This is a genomic window from Ancylobacter terrae, from assembly GCF_045108345.1.
Classification (GTDB): Bacteria; Pseudomonadota; Alphaproteobacteria; order Rhizobiales; family Xanthobacteraceae; genus Ancylobacter.
The window spans coordinates 1,180,207-1,194,968 of record NZ_JBJGXH010000001.1 but is presented as its reverse complement, the minus strand read 5'-3'; the positions used below and the strand labels follow the sequence as shown (position 1 = coordinate 1,194,968).

Annotated in this window: 11 protein-coding genes and 1 tRNA gene; 5 read left to right on the top strand and 7 right to left on the bottom strand. The window is 69.9% G+C overall.

All coding sequences use genetic code 11. The features are described 5' to 3' along the window. Positions 1 to 4 precede the first annotated feature (4 nt). The 4 genes from ACEUEL_RS05640 to putA all read left to right on the top strand — a co-directional run bounded on the left by ACEUEL_RS05640 (position 5) and on the right by putA (position 7,262). Entirely contained in the window at positions 5 to 748 is a 744-nt protein-coding gene (locus tag ACEUEL_RS05640) for an alpha/beta fold hydrolase (RefSeq protein ID WP_405703029.1), read from the top strand. 114 nt (positions 749 to 862) lie between these two features. After that, positions 863 to 2,281 (top strand): alanine/glycine:cation symporter family protein, encoded by a 1,419-nt coding sequence (locus ACEUEL_RS05635; protein ID WP_405703026.1) that lies wholly within the window; start codon positions 863 to 865, stop codon positions 2,279 to 2,281. A gap of 118 nt (positions 2,282 to 2,399) precedes the next feature. Further along, the gene (locus ACEUEL_RS05630) at positions 2,400 to 3,332 is read left to right on the top strand and encodes a DMT family transporter (RefSeq protein WP_405703024.1); all 933 of its coding nucleotides are present in this window, start codon (positions 2,400 to 2,402) and stop codon (positions 3,330 to 3,332) included. Positions 3,333 to 3,413: 81 nt separating this feature from the next. Then, positions 3,414 to 7,262: a trifunctional transcriptional regulator/proline dehydrogenase/L-glutamate gamma-semialdehyde dehydrogenase gene (gene putA, locus ACEUEL_RS05625; RefSeq protein WP_405703023.1), complete on the top strand. Its 3,849-nt coding sequence runs from the start codon at positions 3,414 to 3,416 to the stop codon at positions 7,260 to 7,262. Between the two features lie 46 nt (positions 7,263 to 7,308). Here putA and ACEUEL_RS05620 read toward each other — a convergent pair whose 3' ends face one another. The 7 genes from ACEUEL_RS05620 to ACEUEL_RS05590 all read right to left on the bottom strand — a co-directional run bounded on the left by ACEUEL_RS05620 (position 7,309) and on the right by ACEUEL_RS05590 (position 13,024). Continuing rightward, positions 7,309 to 8,445 carry a transglycosylase SLT domain-containing protein gene (locus tag ACEUEL_RS05620; protein ID WP_405703022.1) on the bottom strand — a complete coding sequence of 379 codons (1,137 nt, stop codon included), beginning with the start codon at positions 8,443 to 8,445 and terminating at the stop codon, positions 7,309 to 7,311. 48 nt (positions 8,446 to 8,493) lie between these two features. Continuing rightward, the gene (locus ACEUEL_RS05615; RefSeq protein ID WP_405703021.1) at positions 8,494 to 8,751 is read right to left on the bottom strand and encodes a hypothetical protein; all 258 of its coding nucleotides are present in this window, start codon (positions 8,749 to 8,751) and stop codon (positions 8,494 to 8,496) included. A gap of 311 nt (positions 8,752 to 9,062) precedes the next feature. Further along, a tRNA-Leu gene (locus ACEUEL_RS05610) sits at positions 9,063 to 9,148 on the bottom strand. Positions 9,149 to 9,233: 85 nt separating this feature from the next. After that, positions 9,234 to 10,928 (bottom strand): formate--tetrahydrofolate ligase, encoded by a 1,695-nt coding sequence (locus tag ACEUEL_RS05605; protein ID WP_405703019.1) that lies wholly within the window; start codon positions 10,926 to 10,928, stop codon positions 9,234 to 9,236. A 209-nt stretch (positions 10,929 to 11,137) separates the two neighbouring features. Then, the gene (locus tag ACEUEL_RS05600) at positions 11,138 to 11,539 is read right to left on the bottom strand and encodes a hypothetical protein (RefSeq protein ID WP_405703017.1); all 402 of its coding nucleotides are present in this window, start codon (positions 11,537 to 11,539) and stop codon (positions 11,138 to 11,140) included. 134 nt (positions 11,540 to 11,673) lie between these two features. After that, positions 11,674 to 12,180, bottom strand: a complete 507-nt coding sequence (gpt, locus tag ACEUEL_RS05595; protein ID WP_405703016.1) for a xanthine phosphoribosyltransferase — start codon at positions 12,178 to 12,180, stop codon at positions 11,674 to 11,676. A gap of 100 nt (positions 12,181 to 12,280) precedes the next feature. Further along, positions 12,281 to 13,024, bottom strand: a complete 744-nt coding sequence (locus ACEUEL_RS05590; protein ID WP_405703015.1) for a competence/damage-inducible protein A — start codon at positions 13,022 to 13,024, stop codon at positions 12,281 to 12,283. A 212-nt stretch (positions 13,025 to 13,236) separates the two neighbouring features. Here ACEUEL_RS05590 and ACEUEL_RS05585 point away from each other — a divergent pair, with 212 nt between their 5' ends. Continuing rightward, positions 13,237 to 14,658: a circularly permuted type 2 ATP-grasp protein gene (locus tag ACEUEL_RS05585; protein ID WP_405703012.1), complete on the top strand. Its 1,422-nt coding sequence runs from the start codon at positions 13,237 to 13,239 to the stop codon at positions 14,656 to 14,658. The last annotated feature ends 104 nt before the right edge of the window (positions 14,659 to 14,762 follow it).

Below are 14,762 nucleotides of genomic sequence, written 5' to 3'. Positions count from 1 at the left end.
AACGATGGCGACCTTCATCCTGATCCACGGGGCGTGGCACTGGGGCGGCTGCTTCGGCAAGGTCGCCAATATCCTCGGCGCCAACGGCCATGCGGTGATCGCCCCGGATATGGCCGGGCACGGCTTCGACGCCACTCCGCTGGGCCACGCCAATACGCTCGACCTCTACGCCGCCAGCACCCGCGCCGCGCTCGAGCAGGTCGAGGGGCGCGCCGTCCTCGTCGGCCATTCGGTCGGCGGCGCCACCTGCACCTGGCTGGGCGAGACCCTCCCGGAGAAGATCGCGGCGCTGGTCTATCTCACCGGCTTCATGGCGCCGGCCCGGTTCTCGGCGCGCGACTACGTGATGACGCCGACCTATCTGAAGGATCCCGCCATCGTCGAATCGCAGGGCCTGCTGCGCATGGGGCGCGACGGGCTCGCCATCGATCTCGCGCGGCGCGACCTGCTCACCCGCTCGCTCTATTCCGATTGCAGCGAGCACGACATCGCCATGGCGCTGCGCAACCTCACCGGCGTCAACGCGCACACGCCGTTCACGGCGGTCTCGATGATCACGCCGGCGCGCTACGGCCAGTTGCCGCGCCACTATATCGAATGCCTGAGGGACCGCGCCCTGCCGCTCGGCCTGCAGCGGCTGATGCAGGCGGACGTGCCCGGCGCCGCCGTCCACGCGCTCGATGCCGGCCATTCGCCGTTCTTCAGCGCGCCCGAGGCGCTGGCCGACATCCTCATGGATATCGCCTGACGCCGCCTGCGGCCGATTGCGCCCCTACGTGACCACCGCCACACTGGACGCTGGGAAACCTGCGCGCCGAGTCGGGCGGAAGCCGCCGGGCGCGCCAGCCAGCGGGGTCGGGCCATGGCGGCCGTCGTCGACTTTCTGAACACCATCTTCTGGGGCTATGTGCTGATCTACGGCCTGCTGGCGGTCGGCATCTATTTCTCGATCCGGCTGAAACTCATCCAGGTCCTGCATTTTCCCGAGATGATCCGTTCGGTCACCGGCTCGCGCCAGGCCGACGCCGCCGGCATCACCCCGTTCCAGGCACTCTGCACCAGCCTCGCCTCGCGCGTCGGCACCGGCAACATCGCCGGCGTCGCGGTGGCGCTCTATCTCGGTGGCCCCGGCGCCATCTTCTGGATGTGGGTGGTGGCGACGCTCGGCATGGCCACCGCCTTCTCCGAATCGACGCTGGCCCAGCTGTTCAAGGTGAAGGACGAAGAGGGCCGCTACCGCGGCGGGCCCGCCTTCTACATCGCCAAGGGGCTGAAGGCGCCCTGGGCGGGCGGGCTGTTCTCGGTGTGCCTGCTGATCTCGTTCGGCCTCGTCTTCAACGCGGTGCAGGCCAACTCCATCGCCGACGCAATGGAGGGCGCCTTCGGCCTGCCCAAGCTCGCCTGCGGCATCGGCCTTGCCGCCCTGTCCGGCATCGTCGTGTTCGGCGGCATCCCGGCGATCGCCCGCGTCGCCGAGATCGTGGTGCCGTTCATGGCGGTCGCCTATCTCGGCGTGGCGCTGGTCGCGGTGGCGATGAACATCAACGCCGTCCCGGCCGTGTTCGGGATGATCATCGGCGGCGCCTTCGGGCTGGAATCCGCCGCCGGCGGTGTCGCCGGATCGATCGCCGCGGCGATGCTGAACGGCGTCAAGCGCGGGCTGTTCTCGAACGAGGCCGGCATGGGCTCGGCGCCCAACATCGCCGCGGTCGCGACGCCGGACCCGCACCACCCGGTGAGCCAGGGCTTCGTGCAGGCGCTCGGCGTGTTCATCGACACCATCCTGATCTGCACCGCCACGGCGCTGCTGATCCTGCTCTCCGGCGCGCTGGTGCCGGGCTCGGGCCTCACCGGCACGCAGCTGACGCAGGCGGCGATGCAGCACCACATCGGCGCGGCGGGCCCCTATTTCGTGGCCTTCGCGATCTTCTTCTTCGCCTTCACCTCGATCATCGGCAATTACTCCTATGCCGAGAACGCACTGGTGTTCCTCGGCGTCGGCGGACACATGGGGCGGCTCGTGCTGCGCGCGGCGCTGCTCGCCATGGTGGTGTGGGGGGCGTATGAATCGGTCGCCACGGTGTTCGACGCCGCCGACGCGGCGATGGGCCTGATGGCGACGATCAACCTGATCGCGATCGTGCTGCTGTCGGGCCTCGTCGCCAAGCTGTCGCGGGACTACCTCGCCCAGCGCGCGGCCGGCCAGCGGCCGACCTTCGTCGCCGAGACCCTGCCGGAGCTGAAGGGATCGATCGATGCCGAGATCTGGCGTCGCCGGTGACCGGGCGCGAGGGAGCCACAACATGGATCGATTTTTCTCATGAAACGGATTTGAACATCTCGTTTTCCGATTTCATATTGCGGGACTATGGTCCGCCGTCCTTGAAACGGAGGCGGCCATGTCTGTCGGCGCCACACCCCCTGCCCTCGCCCCCGCCGCATCCGCCGGCCCGCTGATGCCGCGCGTGCCGCTGCCCCTCCTGGTCGCGCTGTTCTGCGTGCTGTGGTCCTCGGCCTTTGCCGGCGCGAAGATGGCGCTGGCGGACTGCCCACCGCTGATCCTGCTCTCGGTGCGGCTGCTGCTCGCCGGCTCGATCATGCTCTCTCTGGCGTTCGTCATGGACGGGCGGCCGAACATGCGCCGGCGCGACGTGGCGGCGCTGGTGTGCATCGGCATCGTCAACAACGCCGTCTATCTCGGGCTGAACTGGACCGCCCTCACCTTCACCTCGTCGGCCTATACGGCGGTGCTGACGAGCTGCATGCCGCTGGTGGTGGCGCTGTTCGCCGGCCCGCTGCTCGGCGAGCGGCTGAGCCTCGTCAAATGGGGCGGCATCGCGCTCGGCCTGATCGGCGTCGTCATCGTGCTGCGCTCGCGCCTTGCCGGGGCGCATGAAAGCCTCGCCGGCACGCTGCTGGTCGGGGGCGGCATGCTGGCGCTGGCCACCGGCACGCTGGCCTTCAAATATTTCAGCCCGCGCGGCGGCGTGTGGAGCGGCAACGCCATCCAGTGCCTCGCCGGCGGCCTCGCTTTGGTCCCGGTGGCGCTGATGACGGAGAGCTTCGCCGATATCCGCTTCACGCCGAACCTGTTCGGCGGCCTCGCCTTCCTCGTCGTCGCCGTGTCGATCGGCGGCTACGGACTGTGGTTCTACCTGCTGACGCGGTCGAGTGCTACCGCCGCCTCCAGCCTGCACTTCCTGATGCCGCCGCTGGGCCTTTTCTTCGGTTGGCTGCTGTTGGGCGAAGCCATTCCCCCGCTCGACATTATCGGCATCCTGCCGATCGCGCTCGGCATCTGGCTGGTGACGCGGCCAACGCGAGCGGCATAGGGTTTCACCTGTCGATGCCGATGGGTTGCACCTGTCGGACCCGGATGGTAATACTCGCCGATCCCCACGAGGAGACCGGCGATGTCGACCACTACCATGGGCGTGAAGATCGACGACGAGCTGCGCGAGCGCCTCAAGGCCGCCGCCGATCGCCACGGGCGCACGCCGCACTGGCTGGTGAAGCAGGCCATCCAGGCCATGCTGGAGCGGGTGGAGGCGGGCGAGCCCGCCCCTGCCACCCCCGACGGCGGCGCCCCGCACCTTGCCGAACTCATCGCCGGGGATGGCGAGGCGGCGAGCCCGTTCCTCGACTTCGCCCGCGGCGTCCAGCCCCAGAGCGTGCTGCGCGCGCGCATCACCTCGGCCTACCGCATGCCGGAGACCGACTGCCTGCCGCTGCTGATCGAGGGCGCCACCCTGCACCCGGCCCGCGCCGCCGCGGTCGCCGCACGCGCCCGCGACCTCGTCACCGCGCTGCGCGAGAAGGGCCAGAAGGGCGCCGTCGAGGGGCTGATCCACGAATATTCGCTGTCCAGCCAGGAGGGCGTGGCGCTGATGTGCCTCGCCGAGGCGCTGCTGCGCATTCCCGACCGCGCCACACGCGACGCGCTGATCCGCGACAAGATCGGGGTGGGCGACTGGTACGCCCATCTCGGCCACAGCCCCTCGCTGTTCGTGAACGCCGCGACCTGGGGCCTCGTCGTCACCGGCAAGCTCACCACCACCACCAGCGAGAAGGGCCTCACCTCCGCGCTCACCCGGCTGATCGGGCGCGGTGGCGAGCCGCTGATCCGCAAGGGCGTCGACATCGCCATGCGGATGATGGGGGAGCAGTTCGTGACCGGCCAGACCATCTCCGAGGCGCTGGCCAATTCGCGGCGCATGGAGGCCAAGGGCTTCCGCTATTCCTACGACATGCTCGGCGAAGCGGCGACCACGGCGCAGGACGCCGCGCGCTATTACGACGAATACGAGCAGGCCATCCACGCCATCGGCAAGGCCGCCGGCCGGCGCGGCATCTATGAGGGGCCGGGCATCTCGATCAAGCTCTCGGCGCTACACCCGCGCTATTCCCGCGCCCAGCGCGAGCGGGTCATGAGCGAATTGCTGCCGCGCGTCGCCGAACTCGCCCGCCTCGCCCGCCATTACGACATCGGCCTCAACATCGACGCCGAGGAGGCCGACCGGCTGGAGCTCTCGCTCGACCTGCTGGAGGCGCTCTGCTTCGACGAGACGCTGTCGGGGTGGAACGGCATCGGCTTCGTCGTGCAGGCCTACCAGAAGCGCTGCCCCTTCGTGCTCGACTGGCTGGTCGACCTCGCCCGCCGCTCGGGCCACCGGCTGATGGTGCGCCTCGTCAAGGGCGCCTACTGGGACAGCGAGATCAAGCGCGCGCAGGTGGACGGGCTGGAGGGCTTCCCGGTCTACACTCGCAAGGTGCACACCGACGTCGCCTATATCGCCTGCGCCCGCAAGCTGCTGGCCGCCCCCGACGCGGTGTTCCCGCAATTCGCCACCCACAACGCGCAGACGCTGTCGACCATCGTCGAGCTGGCGGGCGGCAATTATTACGCCGGCCAATATGAGTTCCAGTGTCTGCACGGCATGGGCGAGCCGCTCTACGAGGAGGTGGTCGGGCCCGGGAAGCTCGGCCGACCGGCCCGCATCTATGCGCCCGTCGGCACGCACGAGACGCTGCTCGCCTATCTGGTGCGCCGGCTGCTGGAGAACGGGGCGAATTCCTCCTTCGTCAACCGCATCGCCGATCCCGCCGTCTCGATCGACGAGCTGATCGCCGATCCGGCGCAGGTGGCGCGGGGCATCGAGCCGCTCGGCGCGCCGCACCCGCGCATCGCGTTGCCAGAGGAACTGTTCGGGGCGGAGCGGCGCAACTCCGCCGGCCTCGACCTGTCGAACGAGCAGCGCCTCGGCTCGCTCGCCGCCGCGCTGCTGGCGGGCTCGGCCACCCCGCTCCATGCCGTGCCGCTGGTCGGCGAGGGGCCGGCGGAGGGCACGGCGCGCCCCGTCCGCAACCCGGCCGACCGGCGCGACGAGGTCGGCACGGTGGCGGAGGCGACGCCCGAGCTCGTCGCCCGCGCCTTCGCGCAGGCCCATGCCGCCGCGCCGATCTGGCAGGCGACCCCGCCGGCCGAGCGCGCGCAGTGCCTCGCCCGCGCCGCCGACATCATGGAAGAACGCCTGCCGGCCCTGATCGGCGTCATCGTGCGCGAGGCCGGCAAGTCGCTGCCCAACGCCATCGGCGAGGTGCGCGAGGCGGTCGACTTCCTGCGCTATTACGGCGCGCAGGCGCGCGATCACTTCTCCAACGACACCCACCGCCCGCTCGGGCCGGTGGTGTGCATCAGCCCGTGGAACTTCCCGCTCGCCATCTTCACCGGCCAGGTCGCCGCCGCGCTCGCCGCCGGCAATCCGGTGCTGGCCAAGCCGGCGGAGGAGACGCCGCTCATCGCCTCGCTGGCGATCGGCATCCTGCGCGAGGCGGGCGTGCCGCCGGGCGCGGTGCAGTTCCTGCCCGGCGACGGCACCGTCGGCGCGGCGCTGGTCGCCCATCCCGGCACGCGCGGCGTGATCTTCACCGGCTCGACCGAGGTCGCCCGGCTGATCCAGCGCCAGCTCGCGGATCGGTTGAGCCCCGAGGGCCAACCGATTCCGCTCATTGCGGAAACCGGCGGCCAGAACGCGATGGTCGTCGATTCCTCGGCACTCGCCGAACAGGTGGTCGGCGACGTCATCGCCTCCGCCTTCGACTCCGCCGGCCAGCGCTGCTCGGCGCTGCGCGTGCTGTGCCTGCAGGAGGACGTGGCGGACCGCGTCCTCGCGATGCTGAAGGGGGCGCTGCGGGAACTGGCGGTCGGCAACCCGGTGCGGCTCTCGACCGATATCGGCCCGGTGATCACCAGCGAGGCGCAGGCGAACATCCTCGCCCATATCGAGCGCATGCGCGCGGCCGGCCATCCGGTCGAACAGCTCGCCCTGCCGGCCGAGTGCCGCCATGGCACCTTCGTGCCGCCGACTCTGATCGAGATCGACGATATCGGCCAGATCGGCCGCGAGGTGTTCGGCCCGGTGCTGCACGTACTGCGCTATCCGCGCGACCGGCTGGAGGCAGTGATCGGACAGATCAACGCCACCGGCTACGGCCTCACCTTCGGCCTGCACACCCGCATCGACGAGACCATCGCCCGCGTCACCGCGCAGGTGGAGGCCGGCAACATCTATGTGAACCGCAACATCATCGGCGCGGTGGTGGGTGTGCAGCCCTTCGGCGGGCACGGGCTCTCCGGCACCGGTCCGAAGGCCGGCGGGCCGCTCTACATGCGCCGGCTGCTGGCCATGCGCCCCGAGGCGCCGCCGATCGAGGCCACCAGCCCCGCCCCGGCGCCGGCCTGGGCGTGGGTGGAGAACCTGCCCGACCGCGCTCACCAGCAGCGCGCCGCCGCCGCGATCGAGCCGACGCTGGTGGGCCGCAGCTTCGAGCTTCCCGGCCCGGTCGGCGAGCGCAACGTCTATGCGCTGGAGCCGCGCGGCACCGTGCTGTGCCTGGCGGCCACCGCTCTCGGCCGCGACCTGCAGGTCGCCGCGGCGCTGGCCACCGGCAATCGCGCGCTGGTCGAGGGCACGCTGCCGGCCGATCTTCCCGAAACCGTCGCCGGCGCGGTGACCGCCTTTGCCGATCGCGCGGGCGAACGCTTCGACGTCGTGCTGTTCGAGGGGGACGCGGATGCGCTGCGGCGGCTGAATGTGGAGATCGCCGGGCGCGACGGGCCGATCGTGCCGGTGGTCGGCCTCACCTGCGAGGCCATTGCCGGCGGCGCCGCCTATCCGCTGGAAAGCCTTCTGCGCGAGCGCTCGGTGAGCACCAACACCGCCGCCGCCGGCGGCAATGCGAGCCTGATGAGCATCGGCTGAGAGCTTGGCGCGGCCCCGCCGACATCCGGTGCCGGCGGGCGCCGGCTCAGTCGACCAGCGCCGTCTTGATCAGCCCGCTGAGCAGGCCCTTGCGCTTGGCCTCGAAATAATAGCCGCCCGCATAGAGCTGCACGGCGCGCGTCTCGTTGCGGCCCGAGACCCGCCAGGCATTGGCGAGATAGGCGACCGCATAGGTCATGTTGGTGTTGCCATCGAGCAGATCGGCGGGATCGCCGCGAAAGCCCATGCCGCGGGCCGTGTCGACCCGGATCTGCATCAGCCCCCAATAGGGACCGTTCCGCGCGCGCGGATTGTATTTGCTTTCGCGCCAGAGGACCCGGCGGACAAGCGATGCGGGCACGTCGTAGCGCCGGGAATGCCGCTCGATCAGCGCCTCGATCTCGGGCGGGGCCTGCGCCGCCGTCAGCCGCTTCTTGCCGAGCACCACGGGGCGCGCCGCCGGTTCCGCCTCGACCACCGGGGCGGTGGCCTCGGCCTCGTCGGAGGCCGCGTCGGCGGCGTCGGATGCGATGGCGGCCGTATCGACCGCGACCGGTGCCAGCGCCGCGATGCGCGTCGGACGCTTGGGCGGCAGCGGCACCGGCGCGGCGACAAGGCGGGGTTTTTCCTTCGCAGCCGGGATCGCCGGTCCCGCAGTGGCCGGGTCGGCCACGCCGGCGAAGGCCGCCGGGACGGCCGCCTCGGGCGCCATGGCGAGCGCCGGCGACGGGCGCGGCGGCGGCGCATCGCTGCGCTTCAGCGGTAGCGGGATCGAGGCGAGCGCGAGGCGCGGCGAGGCCGGAACGGCAATGACCGCGACGGCGGGCGCCGGTGCCGGCTCGGCCGCAGGCGGCGCAGCGGCGGCATTGTCGGAAAGCGCACCCCGCAGCGCGAAGCCCGCCGCAGCCGCGGGCCCCATCGGTCCGGGCGAGGTCACCCAATCGGCGGCAAAGGGAGCCGCCATCTCCGCGGGAAAATCGGCGTTGGAAATCACGCCCGCGACGGGCGCCGCCTTCCGGGTTGAAACCGACGCCACGCGCGGGTTCGAGGGTACGACGGCTTCTGCCGGCCGCACGGCCGGCGCGGAGGCCTTCGGCTCGGTGGCGCCGGCAACACCCGTGAGCGCCACGCCGCACGGCGCCACGCTCAACAGTGCCAGCACCGCCACGCTGCTTCGCCGCATTCCGGACCTTCCCCCGCACGCCTCGTTAACGCGTTCGTAGCACAAAAATTAACGGGTCAAAATCCGGTGAGCTTCTTCCCGAAAAGGCGAGCCGGCGCGAACCGTGCCGGCCGGTGCGGCGAAACCGATTTCCTTTTCTACGACAAGACCTTGCAGCCGTACGGAGCGCGCGAGGCCCGCTTTGACGCCCGGTGCGATGGGTCCGGAGACGGCCTCCATCACCCCGAGGCCGCCGCCGAAATCGTCGATCGCGGCGCGAAAACCATCGAACGGGGCGATCATCGGCGGCCGGGCGGCGGCGATCACGTCGACGCTCTCCCGCTCGGCGACGAGGCAAGGACGCGCCTTTCCGGTCCGGATGATCTGGCGGGGCGCAGCCCCGGCTAGTTCGCCGCGACGCTGCGGTGGGCGTCGAGAAAGGCCCCGTCCATGCCGGGCTCGACCTTGAGGCGCACGACATTGGACGGGGTCAGGATCCCCTCCTCGCTCCATGCGGAACGGCGGAGCCGACATCCCGCGCGGACCCGCCCCCTGGCTTTCCAGAGCGCGCCGCACCTTTGCGCGAGGATAGTGCGACCCGAGGTAGCGGGAGCTGGAAAGCGGTGGCCGGGCGAGGGTGGTGCGGACGACGGGACTCGAACCCGTAAGCCTTGTGGGCGCAAGATTTTAAGTCTCGTGCGTCTACCAGTTTCGCCACGTCCGCATCGTCGGCACCTTGGCCTGCGCCGCCGGGCCGGGCAAGTGCGTTCGCCGCCGGTCAGGGCATCGCCGCACCGCCGGCGCCGGCCTCAGAACAGGCCGTGGATCGTCCCTTCCGCATCGACATGGATGCGCTCGGCGGCCGGGCTGGAGGGCAGACCCGGCATGGTCATCACCTCGCCGCACAACGCCACGACGAAGCCGGCCCCGGCCGCGAGCCGCACGCTGCGCACCGGCAGGACGAAACCCTCCGGCGCGCCCCGGCGCGAGGGGTCCGCGGTGAAGCTGTACTGGGTCTTGGCCATGCACACCGGCAGGTCGCCATAACCCTGCGCCTCGAACTCGGCGAGCCGCGCCAGCGCGGCCGGCTCGAACGCGACCGAACCGGCGCGGTAGATGCGGCGGGCGATGGTCTCGATCTTCTGCACCAGCGGCAGTTCGGACGGATAGAGCGGCTCGAAGGCAGACGGACCGTCCGCGAGGCGGATCACCGTCGCCGCGAGCCCTGCCGCACCCTCGCCCCCCTCCGCCCAGTGCGAGCACAGCTCGACATCGGCGCCCACGGTGGCGCAGGCCGCGCGGATCGCCTCGAGCTCGGCCGGCGTGTCGCCGGTGAAGCGGTTGATCGCCACCACCACCGGCACGCCGAAGCCCTTCATGTTCTCGATGTGGCGCACGAGATTGGCCGCGCCGCTTGCCACCGCCGCGGCGTTCTCCGACCCGAGATCCTTCTGCGCCACGCCGCCGTGCATCTTGAGCGCGCGCACCGTCGCGACCACGACGATGGCGGCAGGGGCGAGGCCCGCCTGCCGGCACTTGATGTCGAGGAATTTCTCCGCACCGAGATCGGCACCGAAACCCGCCTCCGTCACCACATAGTCGGCGAGACCGAGCGCCGCGCGGGTCGCGATCACCGAGTTGCAGCCATGGGCGATGTTGGCGAAGGGCCCGCCATGCACCAGCGCCGGCGTGCCTTCGAGCGACTGCACGAGGTTCGGCTGGAAGGCATCGCGCAGCAGCGCGGTCATCGCGCCGGTGACCTTCAGGTCGGCCGCGCGCACCGGGGTCCGGGCGCGGGTCTGCGCGACCACCATGCGGCCGAGCCGCTCTTCGAGATCGGCGAGCGAGCGGGCGAGGCAGAAGATGGCCATCACCTCGCTGGCGACGGTGATGTCGAAGCCGTCCTCGCGCGGATAGCCGTTGCCCGGCCCGCCGAGCCCGACCGTGACATGACGCAGCGCGCGGTCGTTGAGGTCGACGACCCGGCGCCAGGAGATGCGCCGCACGTCGATGTCGAGCGCGTTGCCCCAGTAGACATGGTTGTCGATGGCCGCGGCGAGCAGGTTGTGCGCGGCGGTGATGGCGTGGAAATCGCCGGTGAAGTGCAGGTTGATCTCGTCCATCGGGACGACCTGCGCCCAGCCGCCGCCGGTGGCGCCGCCCTTGGCGCCGAAGACCGGGCCGAGGCTGGGCTCGCGCAGCGCGATCGCCACCTTCCGGCCCGCCTGCGCCAGCGCGTCGGCGAGCCCGATCGTGGTGGTCGTCTTGCCCTCGCCCGCGGGCGTCGGATTGATGGCGGTGACGAGGATCAGCCTGCCGCGCGGCTGCGCTTCGGCGGCCTGGGCGAGGGCGAGCGCGATCTTCGCCTTGTGCGGACCATGGCGGTAAAGCCCGTCCGGCGCAATGCCGAGCCGGGCACCGATCGCCTCGATCGGCTCCGGCGTGACGGATGCGGCGACGGCGGCGTCGCCGGCACTGGCGGGCGTCGATCTCGCGAGCGGCATGATGACTGGACTTCCTCCGGAGGGAGCCATGCGGGGCACCGGCCCCCGGCCCCGATGTGGCTCACGCCGTTGCGCTCATGCGGGGCCGTGGCGCGGACCGCCCCTCGTCCATCGGCGGCGCGGGCCGGTGGGACGATCGGACCCCGACGGATGCCGGACGCTCGATCATGGTGCAATCCGCAGAACCCTCGATGCCGCGTCGCGAACGCTCAGTGCGTCTTGCCGCCTTCGCCGCCTTCGCTGTCCTCGCCGGCGGCGACCTGCTCGGCCTCCTCCGCCTGCGCCTTGCGAGCATCCTCGATGAATTCCGCCGCGCCCTTCTTCGCCTCGCGCACGGCATCGCCGAGTTCGCGGGAGAAGCGGTCGAGGTCGAGGCGGAGCCCGCCCACGGACGGCTTCTCGGTCTCCGCGACATAGGCGACCATGCGCATGGAGACGCCGATATCGGCAATGATCTGCGCGAGGAAGCCGTCGCCGAGATCGTGCTCGTCGGCATAGGCGATCATCATCTCGTAGAGATCGACGCGGTGGCGCTCATAGGCCTCCTCGTATTCGTCGAGGTTCTCGTCCTCGGGCACGTCGTCGCCGAAGGAATCATCGGGGCCGGCCATGGGTGGTCTCCTGTAGCGGTAGGCTGCGCTCGCCCGCCGGGAACCGCCGGTCGGCCACGAGGCCCGCCGGGGTTGATCGCAGGGAAGGCGAGGCAGGCGGAAAGATCAAGTGCGTTTGCGTGCGCGGGGGCGGCTCAGGCGACCCCGTCGCGGATCGGCGGCTGGAAGGTGAGCCCCATGTCCCACGGAAAATAGATCCAGGTGTCCTGACTCACCTCAGTGATGAAGGTGTCCACCGCCGGCCGCCCGAGCGGCTTTGCATAGACGGTGGCGAAATGCGCCTTCGGCAGCATGTCGCGCACCACGCGGGCGGTCTTGCCGGTGTCGACGAGGTCGTCGATCACGAGGATGCCCTGCCCGCCCTCGCCGCCGAGAGCGAGGACATCCGGCGAAATGCCCTTCAACACCTGAACCTCGCCCTGGTTCTTGTAGTCGTGATAGCTGGCGATGCAGACGCTCTCGATCACCTTCACCCCGAGCTCGCGGGCGGCGATCGCGGCCGGCACCAGCCCGCCGCGGGTGATGCAGACGATGGCCGCGAAGGGGCCCTCTCCCGCCAGCCGCCAGGCGAGCGCGCGGGCATCGCGGTGGAACTGGTCCCAGGAGACCGGAAAGGCTTTCTGCTGGCGGGGATCATTCATGGTGTCGGCATTCCTCGGAACGGCCCGCGATGTTTAGCGGCTGCGGTCCTGCGCCTCCAGAGGAGAATGCACGCCGGCCACAGCCCTGCCCCGGAGGGCATCAGGGACGGAACAGCGCCGCCACCATGGCGCGCACGGCAGCGACGGCGGCGTCGAGCTTTTCCGGCTCGCGGGCGCGGACAACGAGATTGCTGTTCGGCCGGGCGTTCTCGTCGAGGAAAGGATAGCTGCCGATCGAGACATCGGGATGGGCCGCCGCGATGGCCGCGAGCGGCCCGCCGATATCGCCCTCGCGCGCATCCGCCCGGACGGTCTCGGAGAGCATGCGGCGACCCGTCTTCAGCGTCGGCGCCACCTCGTCGAGCATGGCCTGCATGATGGTCGGGACGCCGGCCATGACGATGACGTTGCCGATGCGGAAGCCCGGCGCCTTCGATACCCGGTTGACCACCAACTCCGCGCCGAAGGGGATGCGGGCCATGCGCAGCCGGGCGGCGTTGAGGTCTTCCGGCTTGATGTACTCGAGCAGCATCGCCTTCGCCTGCTCGTTCACGTCGATGCCGACCCCGAACGCCTTCGCCACCGAATCGGCGGTGATGTCATCGTGGGTGGGGCCGATGCCGCCGGTGGTGAAGACATAGGTGTAGCGGACCCGCAGCGCGTTGACCGCGCCGACGATCTCGTCCTCGACGTCGGGAACGACCCGTACCTCCGACAGGTCGATGCCGATGCCGGTCAGATATTCGGCGATGTAGCCGATGTTGCGGTCCTTGGTGCGGCCCGAGAGAATCTCGTCGCCGATCACCAGAAGCCCCGCCGTGATCAAATCCGTTACATCGCTCATCCGATTCCCCTTCCCCTCATACCTGCCACGCCAGCGCACCGTCCGGACCGCCGCAAATCCTCGCAACGCGCGCTTGTCGCAAAAGCACGCTGCACGCGGAATAGGCAAATGCGCCGCCCACACCGAATTCTCGTCTTAGGCGTCCGTCGGGCTCTTTCGCTGGCACAGGGTTTGTAGCTAACTTCCTTCAAGCGGGGAGTAGATTTGCACCGATGACCGTCGCGTTTGACGAAATGACCAATCTGGACGGCTCGATCCGTCCGGCCTATGCCGCCCTCTCGCGGTGGCTCACCGAAGTCCCGCCGGAAGTGGTCGATCTGCGCCGCAAGGAGGCGGAGTTCATTTTCCGCCGCATCGGCATCACCTTCGCCGTCTACGGCGACAGCGATGCGCAGGAACGCCTCATCCCCTTCGACATCATCCCGCGGGTGCTGACCGGCGGCGAGTGGCGGCGGCTGTCGAAGGGGCTGGAACAGCGCGTGAAGGCGCTGAACCTCTACATCAAGGACGTCTACACCAAGCGCGAGGTGCTGAAGGCTGGGATCGTGCCCGAGGATCTGGTCTACCAGAACCCGGTGTTCCGCCCGGAGATGAACGGCCAGAAGGTGCCGCACGACCTCTATGTCCATATCGCCGGCATCGATGTGGTCCGCATCGACGCCGACACCTTCTACGTGCTCGAAGACAATGCCCGCACGCCCTCCGGCGTCTCCTACATGCTGGAGAACCGCGAGATCATGATGCGGCTCTTCCCCGAGCTGTTCGCGGAGAACCGCGTCGCGCCGGTGGAGAACTACACGGACGAACTGCTGGCGACGCTGAAATCGCTCGCGCCGACCACCGCGACCTCGGACCCGAATGTCGTGGTGCTGACGCCGGGCATCTACAACTCGGCCTATTACGAGCACTCCTTCCTCGCCGACAAGCTGGGCGTCGAGCTGGTGGAGGGACGCGACCTCTTCATCAAGAACGACATCGTCTACATGCGCACGACCGAGGGGCCGAAGCGGGTCGACGTGATCTATCGCCGCCTCGACGACGACTTCCTCGATCCCCTCGCCTTCCGGCCGGACAGCGCGCTCGGCGTCCCGGGGCTGATGAGCGCCTATTCCGCCGGCAACGTCACGCTGACCAACGCGGTCGGCACCGGCGTCGCCGACGACAAGGCGGTCTACAGCTACATGCCGGAGATCATCAAATTCTACCTCGGCGAGGAGCCGCTGCTGCAAAACGTGCCGACGTGGCGCTGCCGCGAGGCCGACCACCTCAAATACGTGCTCGATCACCTCAGCGAACTGGTGGTGAAGGAAGTGCACGGCTCGGGTGGCTACGGCATGCTGATCGGCCCGCGCGCCGACAAGGCCCAGATCGAGCTGTTCCGCGCCAAGCTGAAGCAGGACCCCGATAATTTCATCGCCCAGCCGACGCTGGCGCTCTCCACCTGCCCGACTTTCGTCGAGGAAGGCATCGCCCCGCGCCATGTCGACCTGCGCCCCTTCGTGCTGAGCGGCTCGGACAAGGTGCGCATCGTGCCGGGCGGCCTGACCCGCGTCGCGCTGCAGGAAGGATCGCTGGTGGTCAATTCGAGCCAGGGCGGCGGGACCAAGGACACCTGGGTGCTGGAGGAGAACTGAGGCGGTTCGAGATACGCGTCGATCCCGGCCGGTAGCTGTGCGGGATCGGCGGCGGAACGGGTGAACGACCCCGGCGCTGCACTTTGCGGTCGCCGGGACGACGA